20 protein-coding genes and 1 tRNA gene are annotated in these 21,895 nt (G+C 54.6%); 2 read left to right on the top strand and 19 right to left on the bottom strand.

Translation table 11 applies throughout. The features are described from left to right. Nucleotides 1-3 precede the first annotated feature (3 nt). From rplC to rpsL, 6 genes are all read right to left on the bottom strand, one after another. A complete protein-coding gene (gene rplC / locus RMR16_RS07855) occupies nucleotides 4-645 on the bottom strand; it encodes a 50S ribosomal protein L3 (RefSeq protein ID WP_320202166.1) in 642 nt (213 codons plus the stop codon). Between the two features lie 168 nt (nucleotides 646-813). After that, on the bottom strand, nucleotides 814-1,122 hold the full coding sequence (rpsJ, locus tag RMR16_RS07860; RefSeq protein WP_003495158.1) for a 30S ribosomal protein S10: 309 nt from the start codon (nucleotides 1,120-1,122) through the stop codon (nucleotides 814-816). 314 nt (nucleotides 1,123-1,436) lie between these two features. Continuing rightward, nucleotides 1,437-2,612, bottom strand: coding sequence for an elongation factor Tu (tuf, locus tag RMR16_RS07865; protein WP_432353361.1), 1,176 nt, complete (start codon nucleotides 2,610-2,612; stop codon nucleotides 1,437-1,439). A 65-nt stretch (nucleotides 2,613-2,677) separates the two neighbouring features. Next, nucleotides 2,678-4,777 (bottom strand): elongation factor G, encoded by a 2,100-nt coding sequence (gene fusA / locus RMR16_RS07870; protein ID WP_320202229.1) that lies wholly within the window; start codon nucleotides 4,775-4,777, stop codon nucleotides 2,678-2,680. Between the two features lie 27 nt (nucleotides 4,778-4,804). After that, nucleotides 4,805-5,275 (bottom strand): 30S ribosomal protein S7, encoded by a 471-nt coding sequence (gene rpsG / locus RMR16_RS07875; RefSeq protein ID WP_067643726.1) that lies wholly within the window; start codon nucleotides 5,273-5,275, stop codon nucleotides 4,805-4,807. 78 nt (nucleotides 5,276-5,353) lie between these two features. After that, on the bottom strand, nucleotides 5,354-5,725 hold the full coding sequence (gene rpsL, locus RMR16_RS07880; protein ID WP_042618537.1) for a 30S ribosomal protein S12: 372 nt from the start codon (nucleotides 5,723-5,725) through the stop codon (nucleotides 5,354-5,356). A gap of 521 nt (nucleotides 5,726-6,246) precedes the next feature. Here rpsL and RMR16_RS07885 point away from each other — a divergent pair. After that, nucleotides 6,247-6,540: a transcriptional regulator gene (locus tag RMR16_RS07885; RefSeq protein ID WP_320202228.1), complete on the top strand. Its 294-nt coding sequence runs from the start codon at nucleotides 6,247-6,249 to the stop codon at nucleotides 6,538-6,540. Nucleotides 6,541-6,546: 6 nt separating this feature from the next. Continuing rightward, nucleotides 6,547-6,903: a VOC family protein gene (locus RMR16_RS07890; protein ID WP_320202227.1), complete on the top strand. Its 357-nt coding sequence runs from the start codon at nucleotides 6,547-6,549 to the stop codon at nucleotides 6,901-6,903. 23 nt (nucleotides 6,904-6,926) lie between these two features. Here the strand turns inward: RMR16_RS07890 and RMR16_RS07895 are convergent, their stop codons facing one another. The 13 genes from RMR16_RS07895 to RMR16_RS07955 all read right to left on the bottom strand — a co-directional run bounded on the left by RMR16_RS07895 (nucleotide 6,927) and on the right by RMR16_RS07955 (nucleotide 21,780). Next, on the bottom strand, nucleotides 6,927-7,250 hold the full coding sequence (locus RMR16_RS07895; RefSeq protein WP_320202226.1) for a type II toxin-antitoxin system PemK/MazF family toxin: 324 nt from the start codon (nucleotides 7,248-7,250) through the stop codon (nucleotides 6,927-6,929). Continuing rightward, nucleotides 7,247-7,471, bottom strand: coding sequence for an antitoxin MazE family protein (locus RMR16_RS07900; RefSeq protein ID WP_320202225.1), 225 nt, complete (start codon nucleotides 7,469-7,471; stop codon nucleotides 7,247-7,249). Before RMR16_RS07900 ends, RMR16_RS07895 begins: the two co-directional genes overlap by 4 nt. A 171-nt stretch (nucleotides 7,472-7,642) precedes the next feature. Continuing rightward, a complete protein-coding gene (locus RMR16_RS07905; protein WP_320202224.1) occupies nucleotides 7,643-8,080 on the bottom strand; it encodes a VOC family protein in 438 nt (145 codons plus the stop codon). Between the two features lie 214 nt (nucleotides 8,081-8,294). Beyond that, nucleotides 8,295-12,500 (bottom strand): DNA-directed RNA polymerase subunit beta', encoded by a 4,206-nt coding sequence (rpoC, locus tag RMR16_RS07910; RefSeq protein WP_320202223.1) that lies wholly within the window; start codon nucleotides 12,498-12,500, stop codon nucleotides 8,295-8,297. Nucleotides 12,501-12,678: 178 nt separating this feature from the next. After that, complete coding sequence (rpoB, locus tag RMR16_RS07915) at nucleotides 12,679-16,818, bottom strand: DNA-directed RNA polymerase subunit beta (RefSeq protein WP_320202222.1); 4,140 nt, start codon at nucleotides 16,816-16,818, stop codon at nucleotides 12,679-12,681. A gap of 260 nt (nucleotides 16,819-17,078) precedes the next feature. Further along, complete coding sequence (rplL, locus tag RMR16_RS07920) at nucleotides 17,079-17,450, bottom strand: 50S ribosomal protein L7/L12 (protein ID WP_320202221.1); 372 nt, start codon at nucleotides 17,448-17,450, stop codon at nucleotides 17,079-17,081. A gap of 58 nt (nucleotides 17,451-17,508) precedes the next feature. After that, entirely contained in the window at nucleotides 17,509-18,027 is a 519-nt protein-coding gene (rplJ, locus tag RMR16_RS07925) for a 50S ribosomal protein L10 (protein ID WP_320202220.1), read from the bottom strand. A gap of 357 nt (nucleotides 18,028-18,384) precedes the next feature. Further along, nucleotides 18,385-19,080: a 50S ribosomal protein L1 gene (gene rplA, locus RMR16_RS07930; protein ID WP_111841239.1), complete on the bottom strand. Its 696-nt coding sequence runs from the start codon at nucleotides 19,078-19,080 to the stop codon at nucleotides 18,385-18,387. Nucleotides 19,081-19,082: 2 nt separating this feature from the next. After that, on the bottom strand, nucleotides 19,083-19,514 hold the full coding sequence (gene rplK, locus RMR16_RS07935; RefSeq protein WP_067643756.1) for a 50S ribosomal protein L11: 432 nt from the start codon (nucleotides 19,512-19,514) through the stop codon (nucleotides 19,083-19,085). 217 nt (nucleotides 19,515-19,731) lie between these two features. Continuing rightward, a complete protein-coding gene (gene nusG, locus RMR16_RS07940) occupies nucleotides 19,732-20,262 on the bottom strand; it encodes a transcription termination/antitermination protein NusG (protein WP_320202219.1) in 531 nt (176 codons plus the stop codon). 21 nt (nucleotides 20,263-20,283) lie between these two features. Then, nucleotides 20,284-20,484, bottom strand: coding sequence for a preprotein translocase subunit SecE (gene secE / locus RMR16_RS07945; protein ID WP_320202218.1), 201 nt, complete (start codon nucleotides 20,482-20,484; stop codon nucleotides 20,284-20,286). A 186-nt stretch (nucleotides 20,485-20,670) separates the two neighbouring features. Further along, nucleotides 20,671-20,746, bottom strand: a tRNA-Trp gene (locus tag RMR16_RS07950). Nucleotides 20,747-21,111: 365 nt separating this feature from the next. Continuing rightward, nucleotides 21,112-21,780, bottom strand: coding sequence for a hypothetical protein (locus RMR16_RS07955; RefSeq protein ID WP_320202217.1), 669 nt, complete (start codon nucleotides 21,778-21,780; stop codon nucleotides 21,112-21,114). Between the last annotated feature and the right edge of the window lie 115 nt (nucleotides 21,781-21,895).

Below are 21,895 nucleotides of genomic sequence, written 5' to 3' on the forward strand. Positions count from 1 at the left end.
CCCTTACTTCGCTGCCGACTTAACGGCGTCGCGGACGATGATCCAGGAACCCTTGGAACCGGGAACGGCGCCCTTCACGAGGATCAAACCGCGACCCTCATCGGTCGAAACCACTTCCAGATTCTGGGTGGTGACGCGTGTGTGGCCCATGTGACCAGCCATACGCTTGCCCTTCCAGACCTTGCCCGGATCCTGGTTAGAACCAGTAGAACCGTGTGCACGGTGAGAAACCGAGTTACCGTGAGAAGCGCGACCACCACCGAAGTTGTGACGCTTCATCGAACCGGCAAAACCTTTACCGATCGTTGTGCCGGTAACGTCTACCAGTTGTCCTGCCTGAAAATGATCTGCGGTCAGTGCTGCACCAACGTCGATAAGATTTTCGGGAGAAACCCGGAATTCTACGAGCTTTGCTTTTGGCTCAACGCTAGCAGCAGCGAAATGGCCGCGAAGCGCTTTCGACGTGTTCTTGACCTTGGACTGGCCGGCACCGAGCTGAACTGCGGTGTAGCCATTCTTGTCTTCTGTACGCTGGGAAACGACTTGTACGTTATCCAAACGCAATACTGTTACTGGGACATGTTCCCCGGCGTCGTTGTAGACGCGAGTCATGCCCACTTTCTGTGCAATCACACCTGAACGCATTTGGTTCAATCCTCTTGCGAGCCTTGAAGGGAAAACCCTTATCGGCCTTTGTTAAGGAGTTCCCTTCGACGCCTCACGACGTTTCCGGTCTCCGGATTAGAAGTCGTTGGATTACTCCACGTACCTTCCTTGTTATACGGCCTCACATTCGTAAGGTCAGGCCGGGTCTTAGAGCTTGATTTCGACGTCGACGCCGGCAGCAAGGTCGAGCTTCATCAAAGCATCAACAGTCTGCGGTGTAGGGTCAACGATATCGAGAAGGCGCTTGTGCGTCCGCATTTCGAACTGCTCACGGCTCTTCTTGTCAACGTGTGGAGAACGGTTGACAGTAAACTTTTCGATGCGTGTAGGCAGTGGAACCGGGCCGCGAACGCTTGCACCGGTGCGCTTGGCGGTCGACACGATTTCACGGGTAGAGGCATCGAGGATCCGGTGATCAAACGCCTTGAGGCGGATACGGATATTCTGGCCGGTCATTCGTCTTGTCCTTGTTCTTTGTTATAGATTTCCGCACGCGGAAATACATGAACCTAGTTGATCGTGGCGCCGCAGATTTTCAAAAATCGAGAGGAATGCGTGTGGCATCCCAATCATTTCAGTAGTCTGTAATGCTTAACTCACCGGGCTTCGCGAAGGCTTGCGAATCCCACTGGTGATCGTGAGTGCGCGTTTACGCGCTTTCACCGGATTTTTCAAGCACTAAAAATGCAACGCCATAATGCTTTTTTATCAAACGTTCGATGGCGGCGCGTGAAGCACCGCCATCGTCCTCAGTATGATAGCGAGTAAAATTACTCGACGATGCTTGCGACGATGCCAGCGCCGACGGTACGGCCGCCTTCGCGGATCGCGAAGCGCAGCTTTTCTTCCATCGCGATCGGAACGATCAGCTCGACTTCAACAGTGACGTTGTCGCCTGGCATAACCATTTCCGTGCCTTCTGGAAGCGAAACGATACCGGTCACGTCCGTTGTACGGAAGTAGAACTGTGGACGGTAGTTCGTGAAGAACGGTGTATGACGACCGCCTTCTTCCTTCGTCAGAATGTAGGCTTCGGCGATGAACTTCTTGTGTGGCTTGACAGAACCTGGCTTGCACAGGATCTGACCACGCTCAACGCCGTCACGCTGTACGCCACGGATCAGCGCGCCAACGTTGTCGCCAGCCTGGCCCTGATCGAGCAGCTTGCGGAACATTTCAACGCCGGTCACAGTCGTCTTGGTCGTGGCGCGAATGCCGACGATTTCAACTTCTTCACCAACCTTGACGATACCGCGCTCAACGCGACCCGTGACAACCGTACCACGGCCAGAGATCGAGAACACGTCTTCGATCGGCAGCAGGAATGGCAGATTGATTGGACGCTCTGGTGTCGGGATGTAGGCGTCAACAGCAGCCATCAGTTCACGAATTGCGTCTTCGCCGATCTTCTTGTCAGAATCTTCAAGCGCAGCAAGAGCCGAACCCTTGACGATTGGAATATCGTCGCCTGGGAAGTCGTAGGACGACAGAAGTTCGCGAACTTCCAGTTCTACCAGTTCCAGCAGTTCTGCGTCGTCAACCTGGTCAACCTTGTTGAGGAACACGACGATGGCAGGAACGCCAACCTGACGAGCAAGCAGGATGTGCTCGCGGGTCTGTGGCATTGGGCCGTCAGCTGCGGAGCAAACCAGGATCGCGCCGTCCATCTGCGCAGCACCGGTGATCATGTTCTTCACGTAGTCGGCGTGGCCGGGGCAGTCAACGTGCGCATAGTGACGAGCAGCCGTCTCATACTCAACGTGGGCTGTCGAAATCGTGATACCGCGCGCCTTTTCTTCCGGTGCAGCGTCGATTTGGTCATACGCCTTGAACTCGCCGAAATACTTCGTGATCGCAGCAGTCAACGACGTCTTGCCGTGGTCAACGTGACCGATCGTGCCAATGTTGACGTGCGGCTTATTGCGCTCAAACTTGCTCTTTGCCATTAGTGGCTCTCCATTCTTGTCCCATGAAGGGAATAAACTTTAAATTCGTTTGGGGCGTACCCCGATCACTTCTGACCGGAATACTTTGCCTGGATGTCCGCAGCAACGTTGCTTGGAACCGGCGAATAGTGATCGAAGGTCATCGAGTACTGCGCACGGCCCTGAGACATGGAGCGCAGGTTGTCGACGTACTTGAACATGTTGGCCAATGGCACATGCGCGTTGATCACAACGGCAATACCACGGCTTTCCTGACCCTGGATCTGACCGCGACGCGAGTTCAGATCGCCGATTACGTCACCGACGTAGTCTTCAGGCGTAACAACTTCCACCTTCATCATCGGCTCAAGAAGCTGTGCACCAGCCTTCTTTGCTGCTTCACGGAAGCAGGCACGCGATGCGATTTCGAACGCCAGAACCGAGGAGTCAACGTCGTGGTATGCGCCGTCGATCAGGGTTGCCTTGACGCCGAGCATCGGGAAGCCAGCCAGAGGACCGGAAGACAGAACGCTTTCGATACCCTTCTGAACGCCTGGGATGTATTCCTTCGGAACCGCACCACCAACGATCTTGGATTCGAACTTGAAGTCTTCGCCATCTGGGTTCGGTTCGAAGACGATCTTGACACGAGCGAACTGACCGGTACCACCGGACTGCTTCTTGTGTGTGTAATCTTCTTCGTGCTGACGCGTGATGGTTTCTCGGTAAGCAACCTGCGGCGCACCGACGGTGGCTTCAACCTTGAACTCGCGACGCATACGGTCAACGAGAATGTCGAGGTGAAGTTCGCCCATGCCAGCGATGATCGTCTGACCGGATTCTTCATCCGTCTTGACGCGGAACGAAGGATCTTCAGCAGCCAGGCGGTTGAGCGCGAGGCCCATCTTTTCCTGGTCGCCCTTGGTCTTAGGTTCGATCGCGATCTGGATAACCGGCTCAGGGAATTCCATACGCTCAAGGATAACCGGCTTCAGAGGATCGCAAAGCGTATCGCCTGTTGTGGTTTCCTTAAGGCCGGCCAGAGCAACGATGTCGCCAGAGAAGGCTTCTTCGATGTCTTCACGCGAGTTGGAGTGCATCTGAAGCATACGGCCGACGCGCTCGCGCTTGTCCTTGACCGTGTTCAGGACAGATGTACCCTTTTCGAGCTTGCCGGAGTAGATGCGAGCAAAGGTGAGCGAACCAACGAATGGGTCGTTCATGATTTTGAACGCAAGCATGGAAAGCGGCTCGGAGTCGTCTGGATGACGCTCGATTTCAGCTTCGGTCTTGAAGTCGATACCCTTGATCGCAGGAATGTCCAGCGGCGAAGGAAGGTATTCGACAACGGCGTCGAGAAGTGGCTGAACGCCCTTGTTCTTGAACGCAGTACCGCAGAACATCGGGTGGAACTTCACGTCGATGGTGCCGCGACGAACGAGTTCGCGAATCTTGTCGTTGTCAGGCATTTCGCCGTTCAGGTAGGCTTCCATCGCTTCTTCATCGATGTCGACGACCTGTTCGATCATCTTCTCGCGATATTCAGCAGCCTTTTCCTTCATGTCTTCCGGGATTTCAACGACATCCCACTGAGCGCCGAGCGATTCGTCGCGCCAGATGAGTGCGTTCATCTCGATCAGATCGATGACGCCCTTGAATTCGGTTTCTGCACCGATCGGGAGCTGCATAACAACTGCGATAGCGCCGAGACGGGTCTTGATCATTTCTACCGAGCGGTAGAAGTCAGCACCAGTCTTGTCCATCTTGTTGCAGAAGATCATACGCGGAACGTTGTACTTTTCAGCCTGACGCCAGACGGTTTCCGTCTGTGGCTCTACACCGGCGTTGGCGTCGAGAAGCGCAATAGCACCGTCGAGAACACGCAGCGAACGCTCGACTTCAATCGTGAAGTCAACGTGGCCGGGGGTGTCGATGATGTTGAAACGGCGCATCTTGCCATCGCGACCCTTCCAGAAGGTCGTCGTCGCAGCGGAAGTGATGGTGATACCACGTTCCTGTTCCTGCTCCATCCAGTCCATCGTGGCTGCGCCATCATGAACTTCGCCGATCTTGTGCGACTTACCGGTGTAGTAAAGAATACGCTCGGTGGTCGTCGTCTTGCCGGCGTCAATATGCGCCATGATACCGAAATTGCGGTAGTCTTCGATTTTATATTCGCGAGCCATAACGGACTGCCTTTCGGATCGGTTAGATTACCAGCGGTAATGCGAGAATGCACGGTTGGCGTCGGCCATCTTGTGCGTGTCTTCGCGCTTCTTGACGGCAGAACCACGGTTGTTCGCAGCATCCATGAGTTCGCCGGAAAGGCGATCAACCATGGTTGTTTCGTTGCGCTTGCGCGCAGCAGCGATCAGCCAGCGGATCGCGAGAGCCTGACGGCGCTCTGGGCGAACATCGACCGGAACCTGGTATGTTGCACCACCAACGCGGCGCGAACGCACTTCAACGTGCGGAGCAACGTTATCGAGGGCCGAATGGAAGATGCCGAGTGGCTCTGCCTTTGCCTTGCCCTGAACGACGTCGAACGCGCCGTAAACGATGCTTTCTGCGACCGACTTCTTGCCGTGAAGCATGATGGCGTTCATGAACTTGGTAACGATCAGATCACCGAACTTTGGATCCGGGTTGATCTCACGCTTTTCTGCACTATGGCGACGGGACATATTCTTGTCTCTCAACTGTTATTGACGCTTTACCACGCGGAGAACCTCGCGCAGCGCCGGAATTTGTTTGAACCCGAATTACTTCGGACGCTTCGCACCATACTTGGAGCGGCGCTGCTTGCGGTTCTTGACGCCCTGGGTATCGAGAACACCACGGATGACGTGGTAACGAACGCCCGGCAAGTCCTTTACGCGACCGCCACGGATCATGACAACGGAGTGTTCCTGAAGGTTGTGACCTTCGCCTGGAATGTAGCCGATGACTTCAAAGCCGTTGGTCAGGCGGATCTTGGCAACCTTACGAAGAGCCGAGTTAGGCTTCTTAGGGGTTGTCGTATAAACGCGTGTGCAAACGCCGCGCTTCTGTGGGTTTTCCTGCAAAGCAGGAACCTTATTACGCTTTACCTGTGCCTGACGTGGCTTACGGATCAGCTGGTTTACGGTAGGCATATAACCATCCCTTGTAAAAACTACTTTAGCCACCCTCACGGATGGCGGTTATACCGTTTCCGGCAACGATGCACGCATAGCCTCATGCGCAAATTGTGGCCCGATCCGGTTTCCACGGATGGACCACCAAGAGCAGAGGACGTAAACCTTACGTCTTGCGTGCAACATTCGTTCTCGTACGTGTTTTTGGACCCTTGTTTGAGGTGATCTCCAGAACGAGTCGTTCCAGACGGCCATACCTCACATTGGCTCCGATGGCGGGCGTACTACTGTTTTAACCCAGTTTCGTCAAGGGTGAATCCGAATTTAGTCCCCGCGCGGCGGGCGCCCGACCCTTTGACGGGCAGGATATCGAACGGCTTTTATCATAATGCCCCTCCCCGCGCATCGTTTTCGTATTCCGGCCTTTGGCTTTTCACAAAACCCGTCTATTGATTCCCTCAACGACATCGCAAGAGGTATAAGCCTCCAACCGATCTCTCAAATCTCCGCGCAACCATAACCAAAAAAGGAATCGCGTCATGATAACTGAACCCGACAACGACAACGGACGCGACGAACCCATGATCTTCATCGTCATCGGCAAGGCCTATGAGCGTGAAGGCGACGAAGGTATCGACATCCACATCATCCTGCGCGCACCCGACGATGACACAGCCGTGCGCGAAGCCCTCAACGCCCTGTCCGAAGAAGGCTTCCTCGAAGCCGACCTCGACCAGATCGGCATGCTGAACGACGTCCCCGACGAAGAACCCCACGCATCGGCCTATCAGGGCGCGCTGGAGGGCGAAGTCGCGATTATCAAGTTTGCATAATCGGCTATGGCTGTCCGGCGTATCGTGGCCAATATAGCCTCACAGGACATGGATAAGGCAAGGATATTCTACTCGGATATTCTTGGTCTGTCGCTTGTTATGGATCACGGCTGGATTGTTACTTTCGCCAGCGCACACACAAGCACCGCGCAGATCAGTATAGCGACAGAAGGCGGGTCCGGTACGCAAGTGCCGGACCTTTCTATTGAAGTCGATAATTTCGATGAGATTGTGGATAGGCTCAGTAACGCTGGCTTAAAACCGGAATACGGCCCCACGTCGGAGCCATGGGGCGTGCGCCGGTTCTATATTCGAGATCCATTCGACAAGCTTGTGAATATACTCACGCACGACGATGCTTGAAGCTGAGATATGGCTGAGCGCCCTTAAGCAAGCCCAACAAAAACCGCAAGTGATCTCGTAACAGACAGCATTGCATCGTCATCGAGACGACCAAAGGTTTGACCAACCTTCTCGCGCATTACCGTCATGGGCTTATCCACCATGACCTGAGATGACTTCTGTAAACCGTTTTGAGGTGAAGGCTGCACTGTAAAGCGAATGAATGGGGCATCGACCAGCGTACTGGACATCAGAAGGACTGTCACAGTCGCAGTTTCCGGGAAATAATCAGATTGGATAACGAGGGCCGGACGCGGTTTTCCAAAGTCGCCAGAAACGGCAACCGTTACCAGATCGCCTCGCCTCACAGATCGACCTCTTCATCCAGATCGATCAAAGCTGCATTGGCGAAACCAGCAAAGTCGAGATCAGCGGCATCCGCCGCTGCAACCAGCCGAGATTGCCGGCGGCACTCCTCTGCAAACCCTTCCCTGCGCGTATCTGGAACCCAGATTTGCACAGGGCGCAGACCGGACGCACGTAAAGCTTCCCGTCTCTTTTGGACTCTGCGATTGACTGGCGTAACCATGGTTGCCTCGATTTTGTTACATGTAACAATATAGATTGAGGCGCAGGTTTGTAAAGCCGCTTAACTCCAACAATCAGACTGCCAAAGACCCAAACGCAAAAACGCCCGGATCACTCCTGGCATTTTTGTTTTGCACCAAGCGAAGCCTCTTGCGGGGCACTTGCCCTGCGGTCATGAGCTTGTCTGTTCAAGCTCAAGCACGTTTCCCTCGGGATCACGTGCGTAGGCGATCAGGTATGGCTTATCTGGCGTCCCGAAATCGGTAATCTGGCCGATCTGCTGCCCACCAGCGTGTATGATTTTCGAAAGTACGTTGTTGATGTCGTCCATCTGGAAAGAAAGGTGCCCGAAGCCAGGCTCGTTGACCCTCGGCTGATCACGCGAATGAGTAGTCTTATGCTGATGTATTTCGAGAAAAGGGCGTTCAAGAGCGGGAAATTTTAGCCAAATCGTCAATATCTCAGAGTCCGGAAGCCCGTTACCTAGAGAGACTTTTTCTCCAGACAACACCTTGGGAGCACGAAGCAGCTCGCATTTCAAAACATCTATGTAAAACGCTGCCAGTGCTTCAGCATCGCGAGCTACCAAGTTGATGTGAACAAGTTTCATAGCGTTCCGCCTGTCGTTTCCCAGCAACCATAGCAATTGCTCAAAGGCGACGAAAGAAGTTCACGAAGGGCAGAATGCTGAAACCCCTCAAGCAATACCGCCGCATCAACACACGACATACATAGCCACCAACGCAAAAACGCCCGGATCACTCCGGGCGTTTTTTGTTTTGCACCAAGCGGAGCCTCTTGCGAGGCCCCTGCCCTGACTGCCGTTATTCGGCAGCTGGAGCCTTGGTCATGTCCTGCAACATCTGGTTTGCGGAAGCCGAGCCTGTGCTCTTCTTGCGCTCTTCGATGATGAGTTCGTCGCGGCTTGTGGCGATGCGACGGATCTGCGTCATGGTGCCGCCTGTACCCGCTGGGATGAGGCGACCGACGATGACGTTTTCTTTCAGACCCTGCAACGTGTCCGTCTTGCCGGCGATTGCAGCTTCCGTGAGAACCTTTGTGGTTTCCTGGAACGAAGCAGCCGAGATGAAGGACGGCGTTTGCAGCGATGCCTTGGTGATACCCAGAAGAACCGGGTCGCCATAGGCAGGCTTCTTGCCTTCATCGATCAGACGGTCGTTGTTGTCTTCCATCTCGATGCGATCAACGCTGTCGCCAACGATGTAATGCGAGTCACCTGCATCGGTGATTTCCACCTTTTGCAGCATCTGACGCACGATCACTTCGATGTGCTTGTCGTTGATGACAACGCCCTGCAAGCGGTAGACTTCCTGGATTTCGTTCACGAGGTAGGAAGCCAAAGCTTCCACGCCCTTGATCGCCAGAATGTCGTGCGGTGCCGGGTTACCATCGAGAATGTATTCGCCCTTCTCGATGTAGTCGCCTTCCTGAAGGTGGAAGGGCTTGCTCTTCGGGATCAGGTACTCGACTGGCTCGACACCATCTTCAGCAGGCTCGATCTGAACGCGACGCTTGTTCTTGTAGTCGCGGCCCAGACGGATCGTACCATCGATTTCGGCGATGATAGCGTGATCCTTTGGACGACGCGCTTCGAAGAGTTCGGCAACACGCGGCAGACCACCGGTGATGTCCTTGGTCTTGGCGCTTTCCAATGGCGAACGTGCAAGCACGTCACCCTGGAAGACCTTCATGCCAGGCTCAACCGACAGAATGGCGTCAACCGACAGGTGGAAGCGCGCTTCGCTACCACGAGCCAGCTTGGCCACGTTGCCAGCAGCGTCCTTGATGACGATTGCAGGCTTGAGGTCCGAACCGCGCGGTGTCGAACGCCAGTCAATAACCTGACGCTTGGTGATACCGGTGGATTCGTCGGTTGCTTCCAGAACGGAAAGACCGTCGACCAGATCTTCGAAGTGAACCGTACCTTCCACTTCCGTCATCATTGGACGTGTGTAAGGGTCCCACTCTGCCAGACGCTGGCCGCGCTTGACCTTGTCGCCATCGTCCACGAACAGCTTGGAGCCGTAGGCCACACGCTGCGAGGAACGCTCGACGCCACGCTCATCAAGAATGGTGACGGACATGTTACGGCCCATCGCGATGAGAATGTTTTCAGAGTTGCGCAGGCTGTTGCGGTTCTTGATCTGAATCGTACCTTCATACGATGCTTCCAGGAACGACTGGTCGACCACGTTGGCCGTGCCACCAAGGTGGAACGTACGCATGGTAAGCTGCGTGCCCGGTTCACCGATGGACTGCGCGGCGATAACACCAACCGCTTCGCCCATGTTGACCGGAGTACCGCGTGCAAGGTCACGACCGTAGCAAACGCCGCAAACGCCAACCTGAATTTCGCAGGTCAGAGCCGAACGGATGCGAACGGACTGGATGCCAGACTTTTCGATGATCGCGATATCAGCTTCATCCATCAGCTTGCCAGCCTTGACGATGTTCTCGCCAGTGACCGGGTTGTCGATGTCATCAAGCGCCGTGCGTCCAAGAATACGGGCGCCGATGGAAGCAACGACCTGACCGGCATCAACGATGGCAGTCATGGTGAGGCCCTTGTCGGTGCCGCAATCCGTGGAGTTGACGATGCAGTCCTGCGCCACGTCAACGAGACGACGTGTGAGGTAACCGGAGTTCGCCGTCTTCAAGGCCGTGTCTGCAAGACCCTTACGGGCACCGTGCGTCGAGTTGAAGTACTCGTTAACGGTCAGACCTTCCTTAAAGTTGGAGATGATCGGTGTTTCGATGATCTCACCCGACGGCTTGGCCATAAGGCCGCGCATACCACCCAGCTGACGCATCTGGTTCGGTGAACCACGCGCACCGGAGTGGCTCATCATGTAGATGGCGTTCATCGGCTTCTGGCGACCCGTTTCAGGATCGAACTCAACGGCCTTAATGCGGGCCATCATGTCTTCAGCGACCTTTTCGGTTGCCTTGCCCCAAGCGTCGACGACCTTGTTGTACTTTTCGCCCTGAGTGATCAGACCGTCATTGTACTGCTGTTCGTATTCCTTCACCAAAGTCTCGGTATCACCGACGATCTTCACCTTGGTTTCAGGAATGATCATGTCGTCCTTGCCGAACGAAATGCCGGCGCGGCAAGCATGGGTAAAGCCGAGCTGCATGATACGGTCGCAGAAGATGACCGTGTCTTTCTGGCCGCAATGACGGTAGACCGTGTCGATCATCTTGGAGATGTTCTTCTTGGTCATTTCCTGGTTGCAGGTTTCGAAAGGCACGTTGACGTTCTTCGGCAGAAGTTCACCGATGATCATGCGACCAGGCGTGGTTTCGTAGATCTTCGACACCAGTTTGCCATCGGCATCCATCGTCTTGAAGCGACCGCGAATCTTCGAATGAAGCGTCACGATCTTGTTTTCAAGCGCATGGTGCAATTCGCCCATGTCGGAGAATGCCATGCCTTGGCCTGGCTCGTTCTCGTTCACGATCGAAAGGTAATACAGGCCGAGAACCATGTCCTGCGAAGGAACGATGATCGGCTGACCGTTGGCAGGGTGCAGAATGTTGTTGGTCGACATCATCAGCACGCGGGCTTCCAACTGCGCTTCAAGCGACAGCGGAACGTGCACAGCCATCTGGTCACCGTCGAAGTCGGCGTTGAAAGCCGTGCAGACGAGCGGGTGCAGCTGGATTGCCTTGCCTTCGACCAGCATAGGTTCGAAAGCCTGAATGCCCAGACGGTGAAGCGTTGGCGCGCGGTTCAGAAGAACAGGGTGCTCGCGGATAACTTCGTCGAGGATATCCCAAACTTCCGGCTTTTCTTTTTCGACCAGCTTCTTGGCCTGCTTGACGGTGGAGGAGTAACCCTTCGCGTCAAGGCGGGCATAGATGAACGGCTTGAACAGCTCGAGCGCCATCTTCTTTGGAAGACCGCACTGGTGCAGTTTCAGCTCCGGACCCGTCACGATAACCGAACGACCGGAATAGTCGACGCGCTTGCCGAGAAGGTTCTGGCGGAAACGGCCCTGCTTGCCCTTGAGCATGTCGGACAGCGACTTCAGCGGACGCTTGTTGGCACCCGTGATGACGCGACCGCGACGGCCGTTGTCGAACAGCGCATCGACGGATTCCTGCAACATACGCTTTTCGTTGCGGATGATGATGCCAGGCGCACGAAGCTCGATCAGGCGCTTCAAACGGTTGTTACGGTTGATGACGCGGCGATAGAGATCGTTCAGGTCAGACGTCGCAAAGCGACCGCCATCCAGCGGAACCAGCGGACGCAAATCCGGCGGGATCACTGGAACGACCTTCATGATCATCCATTCCGGGCGGTTGCCGGACTCCATGAAGTTCTCAACGATCTTGAGGCGCTTCATGTATTTCTTCTGCTTGAGATCCGATGTGGTCTCGGCAAGATCGGTGCGCAGGTCGCCCGCGATCTTTTCGAGGTTCATCGAAGCCAGCATCTCGTAGATGGCCTCAGCGCCGATCATGGCGGTGAACTGATCTTCGCCGAACTCGTCGACGGCAATCATGTACTCTTCTTCGTTCAGAAGCTGGTTCTGCTTCATCGAAGTCAGACCGGGTTCCGTCACGATGTAGTTTTCGAAGTACAGAACGCGTTCGACATCTTTCAGCGTCATGTCGAGCAATGTCGAGATACGCGAAGGAAGCGACTTCAGGAACCAGATGTGGGCAACGGGCGCGGCCAGTTCGATATGGCCCATGCGCTCACGGCGAACGCGCGACAGCGTGACTTCAACGCCGCACTTTTCGCAGATGATGCCCTTGTACTTCATGCGCTTGTACTTGCCGCACAGGCACTCATAGTCCTTGATAGGTCCGAAAATGCGCGCGCAGAAAAGACCATCTCGTTCAGGCTTGAACGTACGATAGTTGATGGTTTCCGGCTTCTTGATCTCACCGTAGGACCACGAAAGAATCTTCTCCGGGCTTGCAATCGAAATCCGGATGGAATCGAAGTGCTGCGCCGGTACCGACGGGTTGAAAAGGTTCATGACCTCTTGGTTCATGCCTGTCTCCTTGAGGGGTTTGGCCCCTTGCTTGCATCTGACACGGTGTTGTCCGAGATCACCGGTCAATGCCTAAAACATGATTAACCGCAAAATGCGGCGGAAGTTTCTACCTTTGGGCCGCGACCCTCAGGGCGAAACAGGCAGGCGCCGTATAAGGCGCCTGCCCTCTTGTTTCTTATTCCGCTGCGTCAGGCAGTTGACCCGCTGCGTTGGCTTCGTCGAGCTTGGAATTTTCCAGCTCAACAGAAAGACCCAGCGACCGCATTTCCTTCACGAGAACGTTGAAGCTCTCCGGAATACCGGCTTCGAAGGTATCGTCGCCACGGACGATTGCTTCGTAAACCTTGGTGCGGCCCGCCACGTCATCCGACTTGACGGTGAGCATTTCCTGCAACGTGTAAGCTGCGCCGTAAGCTTCCAGCGCCCAGACTTCCATTTCCCCGAAGCGCTGACCGCCGAACTGCGCCTTACCACCCAGCGGCTGCTGGGTAACGAGCGAGTAAGGACCGATCGAACGCGCGTGAATCTTGTCGTCGACAAGGTGGTTCAGCTTGATCATGTACATGTAGCCGACGGTCACCTTACGGTCGAAGGTTTCACCGGTACGACCATCGTACAGAACAGACTGACCCGATTCATGCAGACCGGCTCTGGTCAGCATTTCAGCAACGTCAGGCTCATGCGCGCCGTCGAAGACCGGCGTAGCAATCGAAACGCCCTTGCGGGACTGCTCGGCAAGCTTGATCAGCGACTCGTCGTCGAAGTGGGCAACCTCGTCCTTGGCTTCGGAGGCGTAAACTTCCGTCAGCTCACGCTTCAGGTCGGTGATATCCAGCGACTTGTGATACTCGTCCAGCATATCCCCGATTTTCTTGCCCATACCGGCGCAAGCCCATGCAAGGTGCGTTTCGAGAATCTGACCGACGTTCATGCGCGAAGGCACGCCCAGCGGGTTCAAGCAGATGTCGACATGTGTACCATCTTCCAGGAACGGCATGTCTTCAACAGGCACGATACGCGAGACAACGCCCTTGTTACCGTGACGGCCAGCCATCTTGTCGCCTGGCTGAATCTTGCGCTTCACAGCAACAAAGACCTTGACCATCTTCATGACGCCCGGAGGCATTTCGTCGCCGCGCTGAACCTTTTCGACCTTGTCCATGAAGCGCTGTTCAAGGCGCGACTTGGATTCGTCGTACTGACCACGCAGGGCTTCGAGTTCGGCCTGAGCCTTCTCGTCTTCCACTGCGAACATCCACCACTGCGAGCGAGGATATTCAGAAACGACGGCGTTCGAAAGTTCGACGCCCTTCTTGAAGCCCTTCGGACCGGCAATGGAAACCTGGCCGCGCAGCATGTCGACCAGACGGCCGTAAACGTTGCGGTCAAGAATTGCCTGTTCGTCGTCACGGTCCTTGGCAAGACGTTCGATCTCTTCGCGCTCGATAGCCATCGCACGTTCGTCTTTTTCGACGCCGTGACGGTTGAACACGCGAACTTCAACGATCGTACCGAACGTGCCCGGAGGCATACGCATGGACGTGTCGCGAACGTCGGAAGCCTTTTCACCGAAGATGGCGCGCAGAAGCTTTTCTTCCGGCGTCATCGGGCTTTCGCCCTTCGGTGTGATCTTACCGACGAGAATATCGCCCGGCTGAACTTCCGCACCGATGTAAACGATACCGGCTTCGTCGAGGTTCTTCAGCGCTTCTTCCGACACGTTCGGAATATCACGCGTGATTTCTTCAGGACCAAGCTTGGTGTCGCGGGCCATCACTTCGAATTCTTCGATGTGAATGGATGTGAACACGTCGTCGGAGACGATGCGCTCGGACATCAGGATGGAGTCTTCGTAGTTGTAACCGTTCCAAGGCATGAACGCGACGAGCGCATTGCGGCCAAGTGCCAGGTCACCGAGGTCGGTCGAAGGACCGTCAGCGATGATGTCGCCCTTGTTCAGAATATCGCCAACGGCGACCAGCGGACGCTGGTTGACGCAGGTGTTCTGGTTGGAGCGCTGGAACTTCTGGAGACGATAGATATCAACGCCGGACTTGCCAGCATCGAGATCTTCCGTCGCACGGATAACGATACGGGTCGCATCCACCTGATCGACCACACCACTACGGCGTGCAGCAATGGCAGCACCGGAGTCGCGCGCAACGATCGGCTCCATGCCGGTTCCGACGAACGGAGCCTCGGCACGCAGAAGTGGAACGGCCTGACGCTGCATGTTCGAGCCCATGAGAGCGCGGTTGGCGTCGTCGTTTTCCAGGAACGGAATGAGAGCCGCAGCGACCGAAACCAGCTGCTTCGGCGAAACGTCCATCAGGTTGATGTTGTCACGCGGAGCCAGCATAACTTCGCCGGAGTGACGGCAAACAACGAACTCTTCCGTGAACGCGCCTTCGCTATCCAGTCCGGCATTGGCCTGTGCAACGTAGTATTTCGCCTCTTCCATAGCGGAGAGGTAAATAACTTCCTTCGTCACCTTGCCGTCGATGATCTTGCGGTACGGGCTTTCGATAAAGCCGTACTTGTTGACGCGGGCAAAGGTTGCGAGCGAGTTGATCAGACCGATGTTCGGGCCTTCCGGCGTTTCAATCGGGCAAATACGGCCGTAGTGGGTCGGGTGAACGTCGCGGACTTCAAAGCCTGCGCGCTCGCGGGTCAAACCGCCCGGTCCAAGAGCCGAAAGACGGCGCTTGTGGGTGATTTCCGAAAGCGGGTTCACCTGGTCCATGAACTGCGACAGCTGCGAAGACCCGAAGAACTCGCGAACAGCAGCAGCAGCAGGCTTGGCGTTGATCAGATCCTGCGGCATCACGGTGTCGATTTCGATCGAGGACATACGTTCCTTGATCGCACGTTCCATGCGCAGCAGACCCAGACGATACTGGTTCTCCATCAATTCGCCGACGGAGCGAACGCGACGGTTGCCGAGGTTGTCGATATCGTCGATTTCGCCCTTGCCGTCACGCAGTTCGACCAGCATCTTCACGACAGCCAGAATGTCTTCCTTGCGCAGCGTGCGCACGGTGTCTTCTGCGTCGAGATCAAGGCGCATGTTCATCTTCACGCGGCCAACCGCGGACAGATCGTAACGCTCGCTATCGAAGAACAGCGAGTTGAACATGGCTTCGGCCGAATCCATGGTCGGTGGCTCACCTGGACGCATCACGCGGTAGATGTCGAACAGAGCTTCCTGACGGTTCTCGTTCTTGTCTGCTGCAAGCGTGTTGCGGATGTAGGCACCAACATTGACGTGGTCGATGTTGAGGACAGGGATTTCGTTGAAACCGGAGTCGAGAATGAGCTTCAGCGTCTTCTCATCGATTTCATCGCCTGCTTCGAGATAGATTTCACCCGTTGCATAGTTGACGATGTCTTCGGCGAGGTAGTTGCCATAAAGCTCTTCGTCGGAAGCCTTGAGAGACTTCAAGCCCTTATCGGACAGCTGACGGATCAGACGTGGTGTGAGCTTCTTGCCGCCTTCGACAACAACTTCACCCGTGTCCGCATCGACCAGCTCGGTGATGACCTTGGCGCCCTTGAGGACGTCAGGCTGGAACGGATAACGCCAGCCTTCACCATCACGCTCATAGGTCGCTTTGGTGTAGAAGGTCGACAGGATTTCTTCGCCGTCCATGCCGAGTGCCATGAGCAGCGATGTCGCCGGCAGCTTGCGGCGACGGTCGATACGCGCGTAAACGACATCCTTGGCGTCGAATTCGATATCGAGCCAGGAACCACGGTACGGGATGACGCGGGCAGCAAACAGAAGCTTGCCGGAAGAGTGGCTCTTGCCCTTGTCGTGGTCGAAGAACACGCCCGGCGAACGGTGCATCTGAGACACGATAACGCGCTCGGTACCGTTGACGATGAACGTACCGTTGTTGGTCATGAGCGGCATATCGCCCATGTAAACGGACTGTTCCTTGATGTCCTTGATGGACTTCGCGCCTGTATCTTCGTCAATATCGAACACGATAAGGCGCAGCGTCACTTTGAGCGGCGCTGCGTAGGTCAGATCGCGCTGACGGCATTCTTCTGTGTCGAACTTCGGCGGTTCGAATTCGTACGACACGAATTCAAGCATGGATGCGCCCGAAAAATCAGTGATCGGGAATACCGATTTGAATACGGCGTTCAATCCCTCGTCAGGACGACCACCCTTGGGTTCGTCAACCATGAGAAACTGGTCATACGAAGCCTTCTGAACCTCAATGAGGTTCGGCATTTCCGCTACTTCTGGAATTTTGCCGAAAAACTTGCGTACGCGCCTGCGACCGTTAAACGAAAGGGTCTGAGCCATCGTCGCTCCTTTAAAATTGCATCCGGGCCTGCAACGGACGGGAACCGCTGGCCAGTCGATCCCGTCAATCAAATGAGTGTCTTCAATCTCGTTTCACATCCCGAACGATAAGGCCGGATTGCCTGTATAGCGCGGTTCGAAACTATTCTCTTGAAGAACCCATTACCCAAAAGCCATTTTCACGCGGCGTTTGGGTAATAAGTTCGTAGAAATGGAAACAGAAGGCGGTGCCAAAGCACCGCCCCCCGAATAGTCCAGGATTACTTAACGTCAACCTTGGCGCCTGCGTCTTCAAGCTTCTTCTTGAGGTCAGCAGCTTCAGCCTTGGAAACAGCTTCCTTAACAGCCTTAGGAGCGCCTTCAACGAGGTCCTTAGCTTCCTTCAGGCCGAGACCTGTGATAGCGCGGACTTCCTTGATGACGTTGATCTTGTTGGCGCCAGCGTCAACGAGAACGACGTCGAATTCAGTCTTTTCTTCTTCAGCAGCAGCAGCAGGGCCGGCAGCAGCAGCAGCAGCAACTGGTGCAGCAGCAGAAACGCCCCACTTTTCTTCGAGAAGCTTGGAAAGCTCAGCAGCTTCCAGAACTGTCAGAGCGGAGAGGTCGTCAACGATCTTTGCGAGATCAGCCATGTTATAGTTCCTTTAATTCGGTTCGAACCGGTTTGAATATTTACAGCGAAAAACCGCCTTAAGCGGCTTCGTCCTTCTTGGAGTAAGCCGAGAACACGCGAGCAAGCTGGCTTGCTGGTGCTGCGACAACCGTTGCGATGCGCGATGCAGGGGCATTGAGTAGACCCAGCAACTTGCCACGCAGCTCGTCCAGCGAAGGCAGGGTCGCAAGCGACTTTACTGCTTCGGCGTTGAGCGTGGTTGCGCCCATGGCACCGCCCAGAACAACGACTTTATCGTTGGTCTTTGCGAAGTCCATGACGACTTTCGGAGCAATCATAGGGTCGACGCTGTATGCAATCAGCGTCTGTCCCTTGAAGAGATCGATGATCCCTTCCGACTCCGTACCCTGAAGAGCGATCTTGGCCAGGCGGTTCTTCGCGACCTTGACGGTGCCGCCAGCAGCGCGCATTTTAGAACGAAAATCGTTCATCTGCGCAACTGTGACACCAGCATAGTGGGCCACGACAACTGAACCAGAAGCCTTGAAGACTTCATTCAGCTCCGTGACGAATTCGCGTTTTTCCGCTCTTTCCACTGTCTGTCTCCAGTAGATGAGGTCACATTGAACTGTGAACCCATCGGGTTTGCCTTTGCCTCAAGGAATTTTGTTGCCAAAATCCCAAGCGACGCTTGAGGATCCTGTCCCCCGCTCTGTCGCCGCAAACGGCTTCAGGCACAGGCACATCAGGTTCGAACCGGATTATTAAGCATCCTTGGATGCGAAAATCCGGGCCTTACCCGTCTCATCTAGGCTGAATGATTAAGGCCAAAATCCCGAGGGAAATAAGCCACCTAAAATCTCGGACAGGAATTTCAGGTTTCCCTGAAAATTTCCGGCTCTTGCGAACCGGAAATCGAGGTTGCCGCGCCCCTTGCGAGGCACGACGAATGATTATGCAGTCACCGACGAAGGCTCGATGCGAACGCCTGGACCCATGGTCGAAGAGATCGCTACGCGCTTGACGTAGTTACCCTTGGCGCCAGCTGGCTTTGCCTTGATGACGGCGTCAGCGAAAGCCTTGATGTTTTCTTCGAGTGCCTTGGCATCGAAGGAAGCCTTGCCAATACCAGCGTGTACGATACCGGCCTTTTCGACGCGGAATTCAACAGCGCCGCCCTTGGAAGCCTTAACAGCTCCAGCAACGTCCATCGTAACCGTACCAACCTTAGGGTTAGGCATCATGCCGCGTGGGCCGAGAACCTTACCGAGACGGCCAACCAGCGGCATCATGTCAGGCGTGGCGATAACGCGATCGAAGTCGATCTTGCCGCCCTGAACGATTTCCAGCAGGTCTTCTGCACCAACGATGTCTGCACCAGCAGCCTTGGCTTCGTCAGCCTTGGCACCACGGGCAAAAACAGCAACGCGAACGTCGCGGCCTGTGCCGTTTGGCAGGTTTACCACGCCGCGAACCATCTGGTCTGCGTGACGTGGATCAACGCCGAGGTTCATCGAAACTTCAACAGTTTCGTCGAACTTGGCGACAGCCCGTTCCTTCACCATCGAAATGGCGTCGGTCAGGACGTAAAGGGTCTTTGGATCAACGCCTTCGCGGATCTTCTGTACGCGCTTTGCAAGCTTAGCCATGATCAACCTACCACTTCCAGGCCCATGGCGCGGGCAGAGCCCTCAACCATAGCCATTGCGCCTTCGATATTGGCGGCATTCAGATCCTTCATCTTGGCTTCGGCAATTGTCTTGACCTGAGCCTTGGTGATGGAACCGACCTTGGCACCCTTACCAGGTGTCTTGGAACCGGCAGTGATCTTTGCTTCCTTCTTCAGCCAATAGGTCATTGGCGGCTGCTTCATGACGAAGGTGAAGGACTTGTCCTGGTAATAGGTGATGACGACCGGAATCGGCATACCCTTTTCCATTTCCTGCGTAGCAGCGTTGAACGCCTTGCAGAATTCCATAATGTTAACGCCACGCTGACCAAGCGCCGGGCCGATTGGCGGGGACGGGTTTGCCGATCCTGCCTTGACCTGAAGCTTGAGCTGGCCTGCAACTTTCTTAGCCATATCTCTCTGCCTTTCAAATCGAACCGGTTTCCCGGCTCATATGCCGGTTAAACCGGCGGCTGCGGTTGCGTGGTGCGACATCTGGCCCGGCTAGAACCAGAAAGTCTTCCACGCGGTTTTGCGGACTAGCCGCTTCACATCAGATTATAAAACAGGCCATTGCCCGCTTTTCCTGACGTGAAATATGAAGGGCACCAAGGCACCCTCCAAAACTTGATCAGACTTTTTCGACCTGAGCGTATTCAAGCTCGACAGGTGTTGCGCGACCGAAGATCGACACTTCCACCTTCAAGCGCGAACGCTCTTCATCAACGTCCTGAACCACACCGTTGAACGATGCGAACGGACCGTCGGAAACGCGAACCTGCTCGCCGATTTCGAAAGAAATCGAGGACTTTGGACGCTCGACACCTTCCTGAACCTGGCCCAGAATGCGATCAGCTTCATAGTCAGGGATCGGAACAGGCTTGTTGTCCGAACCGAGGAAGCCAGTCACCTTCGGTGTATTCTTGATAAGGTGATAAGCCTCATCCGTCAGGTTGGCGCGAACAAGCACGTAACCTGGAAAGAACTTGCGTTCGCTATCGACCTTGCGACCGCGACGAACCTCGACCACCTTTTCGGTCGGCACGAGGATTTTTTCGAAAAGGTGATCAAGACCCTTCTGACGGACCTTTTCTTCGATCGACTCAGCGACCTTCTTTTCAAAATTCGAATACGCCTGAACGATGTACCAACGGGCTGCCATCTTTATTCTCCGCTCAATCTGTTACCGGCCAACGCTCAGAACAAGACTGAGCAACCAGCCAATGATCTGGTCAGCCGCAAAGAAGAACAGTGCCGCGAAGATAACCATGACCAGCACCATCGCCGTGGAAATCATAGTCTCGCGGCGCGACGGCCAAGTGATCTTCGACGCTTCGGCGCGAACCTGCTGCAGAAACGTAAACGGATTGGTTTTGGATGCCATTGACTGCCCACGCAATTACGGCACGTAAAGCCGAATTAATCAGCTCCACGCACCGCGTGTCTGTTTTGTCCTACATAAACGCCGATTCCCTTTTTCACAAGAGGAAATCGACATTCGGCGAATTTGACCGGAAAACCGGCACCCCACCTGCCATGCAGCGGATGCCCCGCGCTTGCGGATGAGGAATGGCAGGGGCAGTAAGGCTCGAACTTACGACCTGCGGTTTTGGAGACCGCCGCTCTACCAACTGAGCTATACCCCTTCAACACCGTTTCAGACCGAGCAAATCGCTCAATCAATTCGGTATGCGCTCCTTTAAGACGGTGAGAAAAGAATGGCAAGTGGGTTTTTCGTTTTTTCACAGCGCAAATTGAAAAGCACTAGAATTACGATACCAGTAACACTGTATTGAGGAAGAGTTCGAACGACGGCAGCGAGATTCAACGAACGGAAATGCCCGTCAATCGCCCGCCAGCGCCATCTTGAGATACCGTCGCCATTAAGAAAACGATTCCGAACGAACGGATCGCAAGTGAACCGCTCTTGTACTTATTCGGCAGTATCCAAACATCACAACATTTCACGAACCGTGCGTGCCGCATGTTTTTACGGAGTCAAAAGACAACACTACAGCTCGATGAGACCACGCTCAACCAGAACCCGTAAATTCTCGATTTTTGGTCTTTTAGGACCCTTGAATCTAATTTGTGGGCGTATGTGAATCATGGTCGCGTTCTCAATGTCATCATCCCAACTTGACATTGCCCACTTACTGCCACCTGGCAATATGCCACCTGTGAAACGGCTGTGACGCGCCAATTGATGCATCACGCCCTCGTCCTCGAGACGACCATCGGTATATTTCATCATGTCAACAAGTGGTAGTTTTGATCTAAAGAGCTGCCTGTGCCGCCGGTCCAATTTCCAAATTGAACCATTCCAATATGGATACCGCCAATGTACGAGACCTTTCATTTTTCTTATGAAAGCCCATTTCAAGCGGCGCTGAAATTTCCCGGATACACCTATTCCTGGCTGATCAAAAAGATTCTCCGACATGCCCTTCCGGACGAACATGTCAGTATCGAGCATAACCACTACATCATATTCGTCAAATCGTTCATCGAGCATGACGAGTTTCTGCATCGGAGGTGACAGTTGATCAGAGAAAACATTCCCTTGAAGAAACTGGTAATCCGCCTGTTCTCGTACCGCGAACGCACGAATATTTTCTATCGAAAGACGCTCAACTTCTCCTGGTTCTCCGGTGTAGTGTTGGAGAATAAGCCGCTTCATTTTTCACACTCTCGTTTTTTTAACTTGCACGATTTGTTTGGTTAAAAACTTATCTAAAGCATCATATGTCAACAAAAAAGCCTCGCTGTCACCAGCGAGGCTCTGATCCATCCCT

The sequence above is a fragment of the Agrobacterium sp. rho-13.3 genome, from assembly GCF_033957765.2.
Classification (GTDB): Bacteria; Pseudomonadota; Alphaproteobacteria; order Rhizobiales; family Rhizobiaceae; genus Agrobacterium.